The sequence below is a fragment of the Janibacter terrae NBRC 107853 genome (assembly GCF_001591405.1).
GTDB lineage: Bacteria > Actinomycetota > Actinomycetes > Actinomycetales > Dermatophilaceae > Janibacter > Janibacter terrae.
Map to the genome: position 1 here is coordinate 784949 of NZ_BCUV01000006.1, position 15090 is coordinate 800038.

The following is a 15090-nucleotide window of genomic DNA, read 5'->3' on the forward strand; positions in this document are numbered from 1 at the left end:
GACGTTGCATTGCCCTAGGGGAATGCACGCCCCGGGAGCGCGAGACCCTGCATTGCCCTAGGGGAATGCAGGGTCTCGGAGCGTAGGAAGAGGCGTCAGAAGAGGGCACTCATGAGCGTCGTACGGCCCTTGCGGACGCGCTCGTCCTGGTTGCCGACGACGGCGAAGAGGTCCAGCAGGTGGGCCTTGACCCGGTCGCGGTCCTCCCCCGCGGTGACGCGGACGAGGTCGATCAGGCGCGTGAAGGCGTCCTCGACATGACCACCGAGCACGTCGAGGTCGGCGACGACGAGGGCGGCGTCGACGTCGTGCGGGTCACCGGCCGCGGCCGCCCGGGCGGCGTGGAGGTCCACCCCGCGGGTGCGCTTCATCAGGCCGACCTGGGCGAGCCCGAGCTGCGCGTCGGTGTCCTTGGGGTCAGCGGCGATCGCCTGCTCGTAGGCGGCGGCCGCGGCGTCCAGGTCGTCGCGCTCGATCGCGTCGTAGGCCTCCTGGTGCAGCGGCGGCAGGTCGTCCTGCGTGTCGGCCTCGGCGGGCTGCGCGCTGACGCGCCCGGTGACGCCGTGCTGCACCGCCACCTGGAGCAGCTGGTCGACCACCTGACGGAACTGCTCCGGGTCGACGATCCCGCTGAAGAGCGGCACCGGCTGGCCGGCCACGAGACCGAGCGCGAGCGGCACCTCCGGCGGCTGGACCGCCTGCATGATGCCGGGGTTGGTCGCCACGTCGATCCCGACGACCTGTACGCGTCCCTCGAGGGTGCTGGCGATCGCGAGCGCGTCGTCGAGCAGCACACGGCTCTGCGGGTGCTCGGAGGACCACACGACGGCCACGGCCGGGACGACCGAGGTCCGACCGACGATGGTGTTGAAGGTCGCGTCGGTCGCCTCGATGAGGAGACCGTCGGCAGGTGCACCAGCGGCGCCACCGGCCGCGGGGGCTGCGGGAGCTCCCGGACCGGCACCGGGGGCCGATCCGGCGAGACGGGACAGGTCGACGGCGCCGCGCAGGGCTCGGGTCGGGTCGCTCATGCCAGCCATTGTCTCCCACGGCCGGGGCCGCGCGTCGACCCCCCGGTCAGGAGCCCTTCGCCGACTCGAGCACGTCGCTAGCGCCGACGACGCGGGCCTTGCCCTCGGCCGGCGTGACGAGCGCGAGGGTCTCGGCGTGCTTGATCGACAGGGCGCGCTCGACGGTCGAGGTGTCGAGCACGTCCTTGAGGGCGGCCTGCTCGAGCTTGAGCTCCTTGAGCTTCTTCGTCGCGGTGATCGTGTCGGTGCGCGTCATCGGCAGGAAGGTGATCGCCCCGCCGTCGGCGAGCGCGAAGGAGACCGCGTCGCCCTCCGCGACCGCCTGGCGCTGGCGGTAGTACGCGAGGTCACCCAGGTCGGCCTTCGTCGCCCGGGCGTTCTTGCGCAGGGCCGCGGAGAAGGCATCGCTCACCGAGACGTCCTCGGGTGTTTTCGTCGACGACGAAGGGAAGGCGACACCCTTCGCCCAGGCGGTCGCCGCGTCCCGGACGTCCTTGCCGGGCGCCGCGACGGTGACCTTGGTCCCCTCGTCGAGCGGGGCGAGCGCGGGCACGCTGGCACCCGCGGCCATCGGCACGTCGGCGAAGAGGGTGAAGGGCTGGTCGGCCTGCTCGGCGACGAGGACGTGCAGGTACTGCACGTCGCCCGAGCGCGAGGTGGCCAGGACGGCGCGCGGCCACGTGGCGCCGCGGCTCACCGCGAGGACCTTGAGCCCCTCGACCTGCGTCGAGGTGCGTGTGGTCCTGTCCTTGCTGGCGACGGCCGCCCGCACCTCGCGCAGGGCCGGCCCGGAGAGGACCTCCTCACGCGCGGTCTCAGCGGCCTTGCCGCTCTTGCGGCTGACGTCGACGGCCTCGGTGACGACGCGGTCGGCCACCTGCCGTGCCGTGGTGGAGGTCACGGACGCGCCCGAGGACTGCTCGGCCGGGGCGTCGTGGATCCCGGCGATCGAGGCCCCCAGGCCGCAGCCGCCGAGGGTCAGGGGTGCCGCGACGAGGGCAGCGACGAGGGTGGTGCGCCGGCTCATGCGGCCTCCTCACGGTCGGGGCGCGCGGCCCGGTGGCGGATCATCCCCACGAGCCCGCTGCGGACGAGCAGGGCCACCCCGGCGAGGAGGAGGACGAGACCGACGACGAGGGTGACGACGGCCATGGTCCCCCAGCCGCTGTCCTCGACGGTCATGGTCACGGAGTCGATCTCGGCGCCGTCGGCAGCGGCGACCACGAGGGTCTGCGGCGCCTGCGACTGCTCGATCGTGCGGCTGATCTCGCCGGACGCGGTGCCGGACTCCTGCCACACGTCGAGGCCCGCGGGGTCGACGGGGTCCGTGGACCCGACCTCGGCGCTCGTGAGCGCCCAGTCCGACACCGCGACGCCCGAGACCTCGGCGCGCGTGGCGTCACCCAGGACGGCCTCGGCGTCGGAGGGCCGGGCGGTGCCGGCCCACAGCTCGCCGGAGCCGGCGGCGGTGACCTCGACGGGGTGGTCGACGCGGTTGAGCACGTCGGGGTCGAGGACGACGACCCGCTGGCCGGGGTCGGCGGTGAAGGTGGCCGTGCCGGAGGTGCCGAGGTTGGCGAGGAACCAACCCCCGACAATCGCGGCGACGAGGCCGGCGAGTGCCAGGACGACGCCGGCGACGCGCTGGATGAGCGTGCTCACGTGGGTGCTTTCGGTCAGGGTTCAGGGGACGTCTGCCGCTCGGGCGGACGATCAACCATGACAAATCCTGCAGAAGGTCACAAATCGGTCACGGAGCCGGGACGGCTCAGTCCTCGGCGAGGAGGCCCGCCACGCGCTCGACCTTCGCGCTCATCTGGCCGGTGCGACCGGCCCGGATGTCGGCCTTCATGACCAGCCCGACGCGGTCGCCGAAGGGCTCCATGGCATCGACGCAGGCCTTGACGACGGCCATGACCTCGTCCCACTCCCCCTCGATCGTCGTGAACATCGAGCCGAGGTCGTGCGGCAGCCCGCTGTCGCGCACGACCCGCAGCGCGGCGGCGACCGCCTCGGCGTAGGAGCCGTCGGCGTCCGGGGAGGACGGGGCGATGGAGAACGCAAGCAGCACGGGGACCTCCGGGGTCGGGAGCTGGTGGGTTACTGGGTCATCCGGACGACGCCGTCGATGCGCCGCAGCCGGTACTCGTGCTCCTCGACCTCTTCCGCGCGGTCCTTGGGGTGGTAGGTGAGGCGCACCGTCACGGTGTCGGTCCTGGTGTCGAAGGAGAGCACCTGGGTGTCGACGGACTCGATCCCCGACCAGAACCCGTCGAAGCCGCCCCGGTCCTTCTGCCGGGAGGGAGCGAGCATCGCCCAGGCGGCGTCGCGGTCGCTGGTCACCGTCGAGAAGTAGTCGGTGATGAAGGTCGTGGCCTCGGCCTGCGTGATGTCCTGCATGCCACGCGAGGACGAGCTCGAGCTGGAGCTCGACGTGGAGCTGCTCGTCGACGTCTCGCTCGGGCTGGAGGTCACCGTGGCCGTCGTCGTGGTCGTCACGGGCGGCTGGGGCTCGCTGCTCGTGGCCGTCGAGGTGGTGCTCGACGAGGTGCTCGTCGAGCTCGTCGAGGACCCTGTGGTCGGCTCGTCGTCGCGCGACGCGGCCCAGGCGATCCCGGCCGCGAGCAGCACGGCCAGCCCGGCGAGGAGGAGGATCCACGGCCAGCCGCCTCGGCGTCGCGGCGGCGTCGGCGTGGGCGTCGGCGTGGGCGCGAAGGCCTCGCCCGCGCGGGAGGCGCCACCCGAGCCGCCCGCGGCGACGCTCTCGAGGCGACGGAGCACCTCGTCCATCGTCCCGCGTCGCGCCGGGTCGCGCGAGAGCATGTCGGCGAGCACCGGCTCCAGCGGTCCTGCCCGCTCGGGTCGCCGCGGCGGCTGCGAGGAGATGCTGCGCAGGGTGGCCAGGGCGTTGCCCTGCGAGGGGTAGGCGTCGGTGCCCTCGACCGCGAAGTAGATCGTCGCGCCGAGCGCCCACACGTCGGCCGCAGGGCCGTGGTCGCCACCGATGGCGACCTCCGGGGCCATGTAGCTCGGGGTGCCGGTCACCAGACCGGTCTGGGTCAGCTGGTCGTCGGCACCGGAGCGGGCGATGCCGAAGTCGCCCAGCTTGGGTCGACCGCCGCCGATGAGGACGTTGGCAGGCTTGACGTCGCGGTGGACGATGCCGGCACGGTGCGCCGCGGCGAGCGCTCCCGCGAGCTGTGCGCCGAGGTCGGCAGCCCCCTTCGGCGTCATCGGACCGCGCTCGCGGATGGCCGAGGCGAGCGTCGGGCCGGCCACGTACTCCATGACGAGCCACGGGGTGCCGTGGTGCTCGGTGACGTCGTAGACCGCGACGACGTTGGGGTGGTTGAGCGCGGCCGCCGCCCGGGCCTCGCGCATAGCCCGGCGGGTCTCCCCTTCGCTCTCCCCGGGGAAGTCGCCGATCTGCTTGGCCGCGACCTGGCGGCCGAGGACGGTGTCGCGGGCGAGCCAGACGGTCCCCATCCCACCGCGACCGATGGGTCGCACGGTCTCGTAGCGGCCGCCGATCAGCTCGGGCGTCGTGTCGTCAGTCATGTCCGGGCCAGCGTAGTGCTCGGGCTCGGCTACCGGCACGTAGACTGCCGCCGCGGACGTCGTCCGCGTCGCACGCCACGAAGTATCAGGGGGAAATCACCGTGTCCTACCCAGCGCCGCCACCGCCCGGAGGCTCCGGCAACCCGAACCCGTACCAGGCCCCGGCCTACGGCACCCCGGGCGCCTACCCGCCCCCCGGCAGCGCCCCCAAGAAGGACAACACCCTCTGGTGGATCCTCGGCATCATCGGCGGCGTCATCCTCCTGTGCTGCTGCGGTGTCGCCGGGTTCTTCATCTTCGTCGCCAACGAGGCGAGCGAAGGGATCTCGAGCTACAGCTCCTCGGCCAACTCGTCCAAGAACGCCGACGCGGCCGGCGCCACGCCCGTCTCCGAGGGCTCCTCGGTCACCGTGGACGGTGCCGCCATCCAGCCCGGCTGGTCGGTGCTGACCTCGACCGACGACATCTCCGGCCTGAGTGTGCGCAACGACAGCGGCAGCAGCAACTCGTTCTTCCTGACCTTCTACTTCATGAAGGACGGCAACGTCATCGACGACGTCACCTGCAACACCGACTTCCTCGACGCCGGCGCGACCGACGCCGCCCCCACGTGCGTGTCGGCGATCTTCGACATCGACGACCACGACGAGATCCGCGTGGGCGAGGGTTTCTGACCCGGCTCAGTCCGCGCCGAGCCCGACGAGCAGCTCGTCGGCCGCCGCGTGCGGGTCCGTGGCCCCGTCGACGACCCGCTCGGCGAGCCCGTCGAGCGTGCCGCCGGAACCGAGGTCACCCATGCGGGCCTGCAGCCGGGCCAGCGCGAGAGCGGTGATCTCGGCACGGGCGCGCCCGGTGCGGCGCCGGCGCAGGGTGCCGCTCGCGGCCAGCCACGAGAGGTGGTCCCCGATCGCGGTGACGATGTCGCCCACGCCTGTACCGTCGGTCGCGGAGGCCTTGACGACCGGGCGTCGCCAACCCCCGGGCCGCGTCCCCTCACCGAGCTGGATCATGTGCCGCAGGTCGCGGACGGTCGCGTCCGCACCCTCGCGGTCGGCCTTGTTGACGACGAAGACGTCGCCCACCTCGAGGATCCCCGCCTTGGCCGCCTGTATCCCGTCGCCCATGCCGGGCGCCAGGAGGACGAGGGTCGTGTCCGCGGCGCCGGCGATCTCGACCTCGGACTGACCGACGCCGACGGTCTCGACGAGCACGACGTCGAACCCGGAGGCGTCGAGCACGCGGATGGCCTGGGGAGTCGAGACCGACAGGCCGCCCAGGTGGCCGCGGCTGGCGAGCGAACGGATGTAGACGCCCGGGTCGCTCGCGGACGCGCTCATGCGGATGCGGTCACCCAGGAGCGCGCCGCCGCTGAAGGGCGAGGAGGGGTCGATCGCGAGGACGCCGACCCGCGCGCCCTGCTCGCGCAGCGCGCGGACGAGGGCGTCGGTCGTCGTGGACTTGCCGACGCCGGGGGCGCCGGTCAGGCCGATGACGTGGGCCCGACCCGTGTGCGGCGCGAGCAGCGCCATCGCCTCCGGCAGCGCGGGGTGCTGGTCGTCGACGAGCGAGATGAGCCGCCCGACGGCGCGGGTCGTCCCCGCCCTGGCCTCCTCGACCAGGACGGGGACGTCGATGCTGCGGCTCAAGCTCAGGCGTTCGGGACGCGGATGATCAGGGCGTCACCCTGACCGCCACCGCCGCAGAGGGCGGCCGCGCCGACACCGCCGCCGCGGCGCTTGAGCTCGTGGGCGAGCGCGAGGGTGATGCGCGCGCCGGACATGCCGAGCGGGTGGCCCATGGCGATCGCGCCGCCGTTGGGGTTGACCTGCTCGTCCTTGAGGCCGAGCTGCTGGGCCGAGGCCAGGCCGACGGCCGCGAAGGCCTCGTTGATCTCGACGACGTCGAGGTCGGAGACCGCGATGCCCTCCTTGGCGACGGCGACCTCGATGGCGTTGGCCGGCTGCGACTGCAGGGTCGAGTCAGGACCGGCGACGACACCGTGGGCGCCGATCTCGGCGAGCCAGGACAGGCCCAGCTCCTCGGCCTTGGACTTCTTCATGACGACGACCGCGGCCGCGCCGTCGGAGATCTGCGAGGCAGAGCCGGCGGTGATGGTGCCGTCCTTGGCGAAGGCCGGACGCAGCTTGCCCAGGGACTCGACGGTCGTGTCGGCACGCACGCCCTCGTCGGTGTCGAAGAGGACCGGGTCGCCCTTGCGCTGCGGGATCTCGACCGGCACGACCTCGTCGGCGAAGGTGCCCTCGGCCCAGGCCCTGGCAGCCTTCTGGTGGCTCGCGGCCGCGAACTCGTCCTGCTGCTCACGGGTGAAGTCGGAGTTCTCCGCGTTCTTGGCCTCGGTGAGCGCGCCCATCGCCTGGTCGGTGATGATGTCGTGCAGGCCGTCGTAGGCCATCGAGTCCTTGAGCTTGGTGTCGCCGTACTTGATGCCCTCGCGGCTCTTGGGGAGCAGGTGCGGCGCGTTGGTCATCGACTCCTGGCCCCCGGCGACGACGATCTCGAACTCGCCGGCGCGGATCAGCTGGTCGGCGAGGGCGATCGCGTCGATGCCCGAGAGGCAGACCTTGTTGACCGTGAGGGCGGGGACGTTCTTCGGGATCCCGCCCTTGATCGCGGCCTGGCGGGCGGGGATCTGGCCCTCGCCCGCGGTGAGGACCTGGCCCATGATGACGTAGTCGACGTCCTCGCCCTTGACGCCGGCCTTCTCGAGGGCGCCCTTGATGGCGAAGCCGCCGAGGTCGGAGCCGGAGAAGCCCTTGAGCGAGCCGCTCATGCGGCCCATCGGGGTGCGGGCCCCCGCGACGATGACAGTGGGGTCGGTGGACATGCGTTGGCCTCCGGGTGCAGTGGGTGCGTGGATGGGTCGACTCTACGCAGCGGCGGGCGGGGTGCCGAGGGGAACGACCGGTGACCCGTGCCACGAGCCCCGGGACGGTGGGCCAGACCACACGCGAAGGGGGCGCGCCGCCCCCCTTCGCGTCCCTAGCCCGGATCGTTCACGATTGATCGGCGCGTCGGGGGCCTGAACGCGCGAAAGTGCCTGTCCTGCAAGGGAAACTTGGGATTACGACGTCTCAAGATTCTCAAGCTGGAAGGCACTCCGCAGGTGAAGCGTACTTCGTGGTCTACAGGTTTGTCCGTGACCGCAGACGGTGTCGGCGTGGTCGCCCACGCGGGGAGCGTCGCGACCCGGCTCTTGGCCGACCGCACGGGCCTGACAGCCGACTTGTCCACGGCGATGTCCCGCCGCGGCTTCGTGCCCGGGCATGACCGCGGCCGGGTGTTGGTCGACGTTGCGGTGATGCTCGCCGATGGCGGCGAGGCAATCAGTGACATCGATGTGCTGCGCCACCAAAGCGGCGTCCTCGGGCCGGTCGCGTCGCCGCCGACGGTGTGGCGGGCCTTGGACGAGGTCACGCCCGGAGGGTCGCGCAAGATCACGACCGCGCGGGCACGGGCACGTCGGCGCGTGTGGGCGCAACTGCCCCAAGGCGTGCCGGCCTCGAAGGTCGCGGGCAGCGACCTGGCTGACGTGATCGTGTTGGACGTGGATGCCACGGTCGTGATCGCCCACAGCGAGAAGGAGAACGCTGCAGCCACGTTCAAGCGCACCTTCGGGTACCACCCGATCGGCGTGTGGTGCGACAACACGAGCGAGTTCCTGGCGGCGAAGCTGCGCGCCGGCAACGCCGGGTCGAACACCACCAGCGATCACATCGAAGTCCTAGCCGATGCGATCGCCCAGGTCCCCGGTTCGCACCGCAAGAAGCTGCTCATCCGCTCCGACGGGGCGGGCGCGTCCCACGGGCTGCTGGACTGGCTGACCGAGCAAGGCCGAGTCCGTGGCCGCAGCGTGGAGTACTCGATCGGATTCAGCGTCACCGAGAGGATCCGCGCAGCCATCGCGCTGGTTCCCGCGAAGGTGTGGACGCCTGCTTCCGAGGCCGACGGCAGTGTCCGCGTGGGCGGTGACGTCGCCGAACTGACCGGGCTGATCGACCCGGCCATGCGCGCGAAATGGCCGACCGGGATGCGCGTCATCGTCCGGCGCGAACGACCACACCCGGGCGCACAACTGTCACTGTTCGAAGAAGCCGATGGCTACCGCTATCAAACGTTCGTCACCAACACCGCGACAGGCCAACTGGCGTTCCTTGAAGCTCGCCACCGCGCCCATGCCCGCGTCGAAGACCGCATCCGTCACGCCAAAGACTCCGGCCTGCGACGGTTTCCCTCCCGCGAGTTCACCATCAACCAAACCTGGCTGACACTCGTGCAGATCGCGGCCGACCTGACTGCGTGGACGCGGCTGCTCGCGATGACCGGCGACGCGCAGCCCCTGGCTGACTGCGAACCGAAAGCTCTGCGCTACCGCTTCCTTCACGTCCCCGCCCGACTGACCCACGGGGCCCGCCGACGACGACTGCAGGTCCCCAAGACCTGGCCGTGGGCGGCAGCGATCGTCGCCGTGTTCGCGAACATCGCCGCCATCCCACAACCAGCCTGACCGAACATCCGCCACGACAGAGGAACCTGGAGAACCGCAGACCGGCAGCGCCAGCCGGCCCGCCGTCATGCCCTCGACCCCAGCACACTCGATCACGCCGCCCCGACACCGCCGCGGCCATCGTCATGAATGACCGGGGCTAGGCTGCCGCACATGAACGATCTCTTCACTGCCATCGACCACGTCGGTGTCGCCGTGCCCGACCTCGACGAGGCCATCGCCTTCTACCGTGACACCTACGGCATGGAGCTCGCCCACGAGGAGACCAACGAGGAGCAGGGCGTGCGCGAGGCGATGATGCGCGTCGGCGAGTCCGGCTCGTGCATCCAGCTGCTCGCGCCACTCTCCCCCGAGTCCACGATCGCGAAGTTCCTCGACCGCAACGGCCAGGGCATCCAGCAGCTCGCCTACCGCGTCGAGGACATCGATGCCGTGGGCGCGACCCTGCGCGAGCGCGGCCTCCGCCTGCTCTACGACACCCCGAAGCGGGGCACGAGCAACTCCCGCGTCAACTTCATCCACCCCAAGGACGCCGGCGGCATCCTCGTCGAGCTCGTCGAGCAGGCGGCCGACGCCCACTGAGCCCACCCCTTCGTCCCGCCGAGACCGATCGGGACGACACGGATCCGCGTGTGAACTGGGTCATGACCCCATACCCGCGGCCGCCGCGACCACCTAGGTTTCACGCAACGCACGACCCCCGACCATTCCCCCTGAGGCCGAGGAGCCCCCACTCATGGCAATCGACCAGATCCGCGACGCGATCCTCTCCGGTGACCGCAGCGAAGAGACCTACGCCAACCTCCCCCTGCCCGACACCTACCGTGCCGCGACCGTCCACAAGGACGAGGTGGAGATGTTCAAGGGCCTGAAGAGCCGCGACAAGGACCCGCGCAAGTCGCTGCACATCGACGACGTGCCGATCCCGGAGCTGGCCCCCGACGAGGCGCTCGTCGCCGTCATGGCCAGCGCGATCAACTTCAACACCGTGTGGACCTCGATCTTCGAGCCCGTCTCGACCTTCGGCTTCCTCGAGCGCTACGGCCGCCTGAACAAGTACTCCAAGCGCCACGACCTGCCGTACCACATCGTCGGCTCCGACCTCTCCGGCGTCGTCCTGCGCGTCGGCGAGCACGTCTCGAAGTGGAAGCCCGGCACCGAGGTCGTCGCCCACTGCCTGTCCGTCGAGCTCGAGGACGCCGACGGCCACGACGACACGATGATGGACCCGCAGCAGCGCATCTGGGGCTTCGAGACCAACTTCGGCGGTCTCGCCGAGTTGGCCATCGTCAAGGCCAACCAGCTCATGCCGAAGCCCGGCCACCTCACCTGGGAGGAGTCCGCCTCCCCCGGTCTGGTCAACTCCACCGCATACCGGCAGCTGATCTCCAAGAACGGCGCCGCGCTGAAGCTCGGTGACCGCGTCCTGATCTGGGGCGCCTCCGGCGGCCTCGGCTCCTACGCGACCCAGATGGCGCTCGCCGCCGGGGCGACCCCGATCTGCGTCGTCTCCTCCCCCGAGAAGGCGCAGATCTGCCGCGACATGGGCGCCGAGCTGATCATCGACCGCAACGCCGAGGGCTACAGGTTCTGGAACGAGGACAACACGGAGCAGAACCCCAAGGAGTGGCAGCGCCTGGGCAAGAAGATCCGTGAGCTCACCGGCGGCCACGACGTCGACATCGTCTTCGAGCACCCCGGCCGCGAGACCTTCGGCGCCTCGGTCTACGTCACCCGCAAGGGCGGCAAGATCGTCACCTGCGCGTCGACCTCGGGCTACATGCACGAGTACGACAACCGGTACCTGTGGATGAACCTCAAGAGCATCATCTCCAGCCACTTCGCGAACTACCGCGAGTCCTGGGAGGCCAACGAGCTCATCAACCGCGGTCTCGTCCACCCGACCCTCAGCCGGACCTACACGCTCGAGGAGGTCGGCCAGGCCACCCTCGACGTGCACCACAACAAGCACCAGGGCAAGGTCGGCGTGCTCACCCTCGCCCCCGAGCCGGGCCTGGGTGTCACCGACACCGACAAGCGCGCGAAGTTCGAGAAGGAGATCAACCGCTTCCAGGCGGTCTGAGCCCGCCTCCTGCCCCAAGATTCTCGGGTGACCCGAGAAACCTCGCCTTCGCAAGGGTTTCAAACCCTTGCGAAGGCGAGGTTTCTCTTGTTGAGCGGGTGCCTGCCCGGTGGGGCGAAGGGGGCTCAGGCCAGGTTGACCGAGGTGTCCAGCTCCGTCACCGCGGCCGCGAACTGGCTGCGGTAGAGGCGCGCGTAGGCACTATCGGCGGCGAGCAGGCTCTCGTGCGTGCCCTGCTCGACGATGTGCCCCTCCTCCATGACGACGATGAGGTCGGCGTCGCGGATCGTCGAGAGCCGGTGGGCGATGACGAAGCTCGTCCGGTCCCCGCGCAGCGCCGCCATCGCCTGCTGCACGAGCCGCTCGGTACGGGTGTCGACCGAGCTCGTCGCCTCGTCGAGGATGAGCAGGCTCGGGTCGGCGAGGAAGGCGCGGGCGATCGTCACCAGCTGCTTCTCGCCGGCCGAGATGTTCCCCCCTTCGTCGTCGAGGTGCGTGTCGTACCCCTGAGGAAGGGAGTGGACGAAGCGGTCGACGTAGGTCGCCTCGGCCGCCGCCCGGACCTCCTCGCGGGTGGCACCCGGGCGCCCGTAGGCGATGTTGTCGCCGATCGTCCCGGAGAAGAGCCACGTGTCCTGCAGGACCATGCCGGTGCGCGAGCGCAGCTCGGCGCGCGACATGTCGGTGATGTCGATGCCGTCGATGGTGATCCGTCCCGAGTCGAGCTCGTAGAAGCGCATGACGAGGTTGACGAGCGTCGTCTTGCCGGCGCCGGTCGGGCCGACGATCGCGACCGTCTGGCCCGGCTCGACGACGAGGTCGAGGTCCTCGATGAGCGGCCGGGTCGGGTCGTAGCTGAAGCCCACTCCCTCGAAGGCCACCCGCCCGTGGCCGTCGCCGCGCGCCACCGGCGTGCTCGGGTCCTCGACCTGCTCCGGCGCGTCGAGCACGTCGAAGACGCGCTCCGCGGAGGCGACACCGGACTGCATGAGGTTGGCCATCGAGGCGACCTGCGTCAGCGGCTGGGTGAACTGGCGCGAGTACTGGATGAAGGCCTGCACGTCGCCGAGCGTCATCTGGCCGGAGGCGACCCGCAGGCCCCCGACGACGGCGATGACGACGTAGTTGAGGTTCCCGACGAACATCATCGCCGGCATGATGATGCCGCTGACGAACTGCGCCCCGAAGCCCGCCCCGCGCAGCTCCTCGTTGCGCTCGGCGAAGGCCGCGTCGACCTCCGCCTGCCGGCCGAAGACCTTGACGAGCGAGTGGCCGGTGTACGTCTCCTCGACGACCGCGCTGAGCTCGCCGGTGGACTTCCACTGCTGGATGAAGTGCCGCTGCGAGCGCTTGCCGATCACCCCGGTGAGCACGATGGAGATCGGGATCGTCACGAGCGCGATGAGCGAGAGGAGCGGCGAGACCCACACCATCATCGAGACCATCGCGACGACCGTGATGAGGCTGGTGAGCAGCTGGCTGAGCGTCTGCTGCAGCGACTGCGCGACGTTGTCGATGTCGTTGGTGACGCGGCTGAGCAGCTCTCCGCGCGGCTGCTGGTCGAAGTACGGCAGCGGCAGCCGGTGCAGCTTGGCCTCGACCTGGGCACGCAGGTCGAAGACGACCTGGTTGACCGCATGGACGATGACGCTCCCCTGGAGCCACGAGAGGACGGCGGCGACGACGTACAGCGCGAGCGCGAGCAGGAGGATGCGCCCGATCGCGCCGAGGTCCATGGCCTGCCCCGGCACGAGGTAGGGCATCGCCTCGATCATGTCGGCCCGGCGCCCTTCGCCCGACGCGCGCAGCTGCTCGACGACGGACTCGAGCGGGACGCCGGCGGGCAGCTTCGAGCCGATCCACCCGGCGAAGATGTGGTCGGTGGCCCGCGCGAGGATGAGCGGCCCGAGGGCGCTCATGCCGACGGAGACCACCGTCAGGGAGATGGCCGTGAGCACCCGGGCGCGCTGCGGTCGCAGCCGCCCCACGAGACGCCGCGCCGAGGGCAGGAAGTTCTTCGACCTCTCCCCCGGCGTGCCCATCTGCATCGGGCCACGGCGCATGACGGACCCGGGCCCGCGGCGCGCCTGGGCGGCCTTCTCCTCAGCGGTGGGGACCTCGCTCACGCCGCCTCCTCCCGCGCCGCCTGGCTCTCGACGATCTCGACGTAGGTCGGGCAGCCCGCGAGCAGCTCATCGTGGGTCCCGTCGCCGACGACCCGGCCGTCGTCGAGGACGACGATGTGGTCGGCGTCGACGATCGAGGAGACGCGCTGGGCGACGACGAGGACGACGCTGTCGGCGACGACGGGACGAAGGGCGGCGCGCAGTCGCGCGTCGGTCGTCAGGTCGAGCGCGGAGAAGGCGTCGTCGAAGAGGTAGATGTCGGGTCGGCGCACGAGCGCCCGGGCGATCGACACCCGCTGGCGCTGGCCGCCCGAGAGGTTGGTCCCTCCCTGCGCGACCGGTGCCCCGAGCCCCTGCTCGAGGTCGCGCACGAAGTCCTCGGCCTGGGCGATGCGCAGGGCCTCCCAGAGCTCCTCGTCGGTGGCGTCGGGCTTGGCCTGGCGCAGGTTGCTGGCGATCGTCCCGCTGAAGAGGAAGGCGCGCTGCGGCACGACGGCCAGGTGGCTCCACAGCTCCGCCGGTTCGAGCTCGCGCACGTCGGTGCCTCCGACGAGGACCCGCCCACCGGTCGCGTCGTGCAGGCGCGCCACGAGGTCGAGCAGCGTGGTCTTGCCGGCGCCGGTCGAGCCGATGATCGCCGTCGTGCGACCCGGCTCGGCGCGCAGGCTGACGTCGCAGAGGACGGGCGCGTCGGCGCCGGGGTAGGCGAACTCGACGGCGTCGAGCACGACGGAGGGCCGGGCCTGTGTCATCGGGCGCGGCGCGAGCGCCGGCACCACGGAGGACTCGGTCGAGAGGACCTCGTCGATGCGTCCGGCGGAGACGGCTGCGCGGGGGAGCATCATCGACATGAAGGTCGCCATCATCACCGACATGAGGATCTGCATCAGGTAGGTCATGAACGCGGTGAGGGCACCGATCTGCATCTCACCGCTCCCCACGCGCTGGGCGCCGAACCACAGCACCGCCACCGTCGACGCGTTGAGGATGACCATGACGATCGGGAAGGCGAGCGCCATCAGCCGCCCGACCGCGATCGCCGACCCGGTGTACTCGGTGTTGGCCACCTCGAACCGCTCGCGCTCGCTCCCTTCGCGCACGAAGGCCCGGACCACACGCACGCCGGTGATCTGCTCGCGCAGGATGCGGTTGACCGTGTCGACGCTCGTCTGCATCCGGCGGAAGCTGGGGACCATCTGGCGGATCACCAGGCCCACCGAGACCGCGAGCAGCGGAACGGCGACGGCCACGAGCCACGACAGCCCGACGTCCTCGCGCAGCGCCATGACCACGCCGCCGACCATCATCAGGGGCGCGGTGACCATCATCGTCAGCGCCATGTTGGTGACGGTCTGGACCTGCGTGACGTCGTTGGTCGTGCGCGAGATGAGCGTCGGAGCGCCGAAGCGCGCGACCTCCTGGGCGCTGAAGCTGCCGACACGCGAGAAGACCGCGGCCCGCAGCCGGGCGGCCATCGTCGCCGACAGGCCCGCGCCGAGCCACGTCGCCGCGATCGTCGCGACGATCTGCAGCACCGAGACGGCCAGCATCAGCCCGCCGTGGCGGACGATGTAGCCGGTGTCGCCCGTGGCCACGCCGTTGTCGATGATCTCGCCGTTGAGGCTGGGCAGGTAGAGGGAGGCGAGGGTGGCGGCGAGCTGGAGGAGCAGCAGCGTCGCGACCCGGCCGCCCGTGCCGTCCAGGTGGCGGCGGACGAGGCGGAGGAGCACCCGACGATTGTTGCACCGTGCAGGTACTCCACCAACC

13 protein-coding genes are annotated in these 15090 nt (G+C 71.0%); 4 read left to right on the plus strand and 9 right to left on the minus strand.

Annotated elements, in window-relative coordinates; all coding sequences use genetic code 11:
- Positions 1 to 95: 95 nt before the first annotated feature.
- From JT1_RS09055 to JT1_RS09075, 5 genes are all read right to left on the minus strand, one after another.
- A complete protein-coding gene (locus JT1_RS09055) occupies positions 96 to 1031 on the minus strand; it encodes a tetratricopeptide repeat protein (RefSeq protein ID WP_068325246.1) in 936 nt (311 codons plus the stop codon).
- 46 nt (positions 1032 to 1077) lie between these two features.
- Positions 1078 to 2058, minus strand: coding sequence for a hypothetical protein (locus JT1_RS09060; RefSeq protein ID WP_068325247.1), 981 nt, complete (start codon positions 2056 to 2058; stop codon positions 1078 to 1080).
- Complete coding sequence (locus tag JT1_RS09065; protein WP_068325248.1) at positions 2055 to 2693, minus strand: hypothetical protein; 639 nt, start codon at positions 2691 to 2693, stop codon at positions 2055 to 2057. The genes JT1_RS09060 and JT1_RS09065 overlap by 4 nt, the downstream gene beginning before the upstream one ends.
- Positions 2694 to 2799: 106 nt before the next feature.
- A complete protein-coding gene (locus tag JT1_RS09070) occupies positions 2800 to 3102 on the minus strand; it encodes a thiamine-binding protein (RefSeq protein ID WP_068325249.1) in 303 nt (100 codons plus the stop codon).
- A gap of 29 nt (positions 3103 to 3131) precedes the next feature.
- Positions 3132 to 4589: a serine/threonine-protein kinase gene (locus JT1_RS09075; protein WP_169701927.1), complete on the minus strand. Its 1458-nt coding sequence runs from the start codon at positions 4587 to 4589 to the stop codon at positions 3132 to 3134.
- A gap of 101 nt (positions 4590 to 4690) precedes the next feature.
- On the opposite strand from JT1_RS09075, the gene JT1_RS09080 reads away from it, so the two are divergent.
- Positions 4691 to 5263 (plus strand): hypothetical protein, encoded by a 573-nt coding sequence (locus JT1_RS09080; RefSeq protein ID WP_068325251.1) that lies wholly within the window; start codon positions 4691 to 4693, stop codon positions 5261 to 5263.
- Positions 5264 to 5269: 6 nt separating this feature from the next.
- Here JT1_RS09080 and meaB read toward each other — a convergent pair whose 3' ends face one another.
- Complete coding sequence (meaB, locus tag JT1_RS09085; protein ID WP_082807558.1) at positions 5270 to 6235, minus strand: methylmalonyl Co-A mutase-associated GTPase MeaB; 966 nt, start codon at positions 6233 to 6235, stop codon at positions 5270 to 5272.
- Positions 6236 to 6237: 2 nt separating this feature from the next.
- Positions 6238 to 7434, minus strand: coding sequence for an acetyl-CoA C-acetyltransferase (locus JT1_RS09090; RefSeq protein WP_068325252.1), 1197 nt, complete (start codon positions 7432 to 7434; stop codon positions 6238 to 6240).
- Positions 7435 to 7686: 252 nt separating this feature from the next.
- Here JT1_RS09090 and JT1_RS09095 point away from each other — a divergent pair, with 252 nt between their 5' ends.
- The 3 genes from JT1_RS09095 (at position 7687) to ccrA (ending at position 11197) form a co-directional block, all read left to right on the plus strand.
- The gene (locus tag JT1_RS09095) at positions 7687 to 9114 is read left to right on the plus strand and encodes an IS1380 family transposase (RefSeq protein ID WP_439645747.1); all 1428 of its coding nucleotides are present in this window, start codon (positions 7687 to 7689) and stop codon (positions 9112 to 9114) included.
- A gap of 153 nt (positions 9115 to 9267) precedes the next feature.
- Positions 9268 to 9696, plus strand: a complete 429-nt coding sequence (gene mce, locus JT1_RS09100; RefSeq protein WP_218005571.1) for a methylmalonyl-CoA epimerase — start codon at positions 9268 to 9270, stop codon at positions 9694 to 9696.
- Positions 9697 to 9856: 160 nt separating this feature from the next.
- Entirely contained in the window at positions 9857 to 11197 is a 1341-nt protein-coding gene (gene ccrA / locus JT1_RS09105; protein ID WP_068325523.1) for a crotonyl-CoA carboxylase/reductase, read from the plus strand.
- Between the two features lie 125 nt (positions 11198 to 11322).
- Here ccrA and JT1_RS09110 read toward each other — a convergent pair whose 3' ends face one another.
- Together JT1_RS09110 and JT1_RS09115 are read right to left on the minus strand one after the other, a co-directional pair.
- Positions 11323 to 13323 carry an ABC transporter ATP-binding protein gene (locus tag JT1_RS09110; RefSeq protein WP_068325255.1) on the minus strand — a complete coding sequence of 667 codons (2001 nt, stop codon included), beginning with the start codon at positions 13321 to 13323 and terminating at the stop codon, positions 11323 to 11325.
- On the minus strand, positions 13320 to 15053 hold the full coding sequence (locus JT1_RS09115; RefSeq protein WP_068325256.1) for an ABC transporter ATP-binding protein: 1734 nt from the start codon (positions 15051 to 15053) through the stop codon (positions 13320 to 13322). Before JT1_RS09115 ends, JT1_RS09110 begins: the two co-directional genes overlap by 4 nt.
- Positions 15054 to 15090 lie beyond the last annotated feature (37 nt).

Bases quoted from the DNA above. Each gene is read 5' to 3' on its own strand.
- JT1_RS09075 (WP_169701927.1), bottom strand. From the start codon at position 4,589: ATGACTGACGACACGACGCCCGAGCTGATCGGCGGCCGCTACGAGACC.
- JT1_RS09060 (WP_068325247.1), bottom strand. From the start codon at position 2,058: ATGAGCCGGCGCACCACCCTCGTCGCTGCCCTCGTCGCGGCACCCCTG.
- JT1_RS09055 (WP_068325246.1), bottom strand. From the start codon at position 1,031: ATGAGCGACCCGACCCGAGCCCTGCGCGGCGCCGTCGACCTGTCCCGT.
- mce (WP_218005571.1), top strand. From the start codon at position 9,268: ATGAACGATCTCTTCACTGCCATCGACCACGTCGGTGTCGCCGTGCCC.
- JT1_RS09090 (WP_068325252.1), bottom strand. From the start codon at position 7,434: ATGTCCACCGACCCCACTGTCATCGTCGCGGGGGCCCGCACCCCGATG.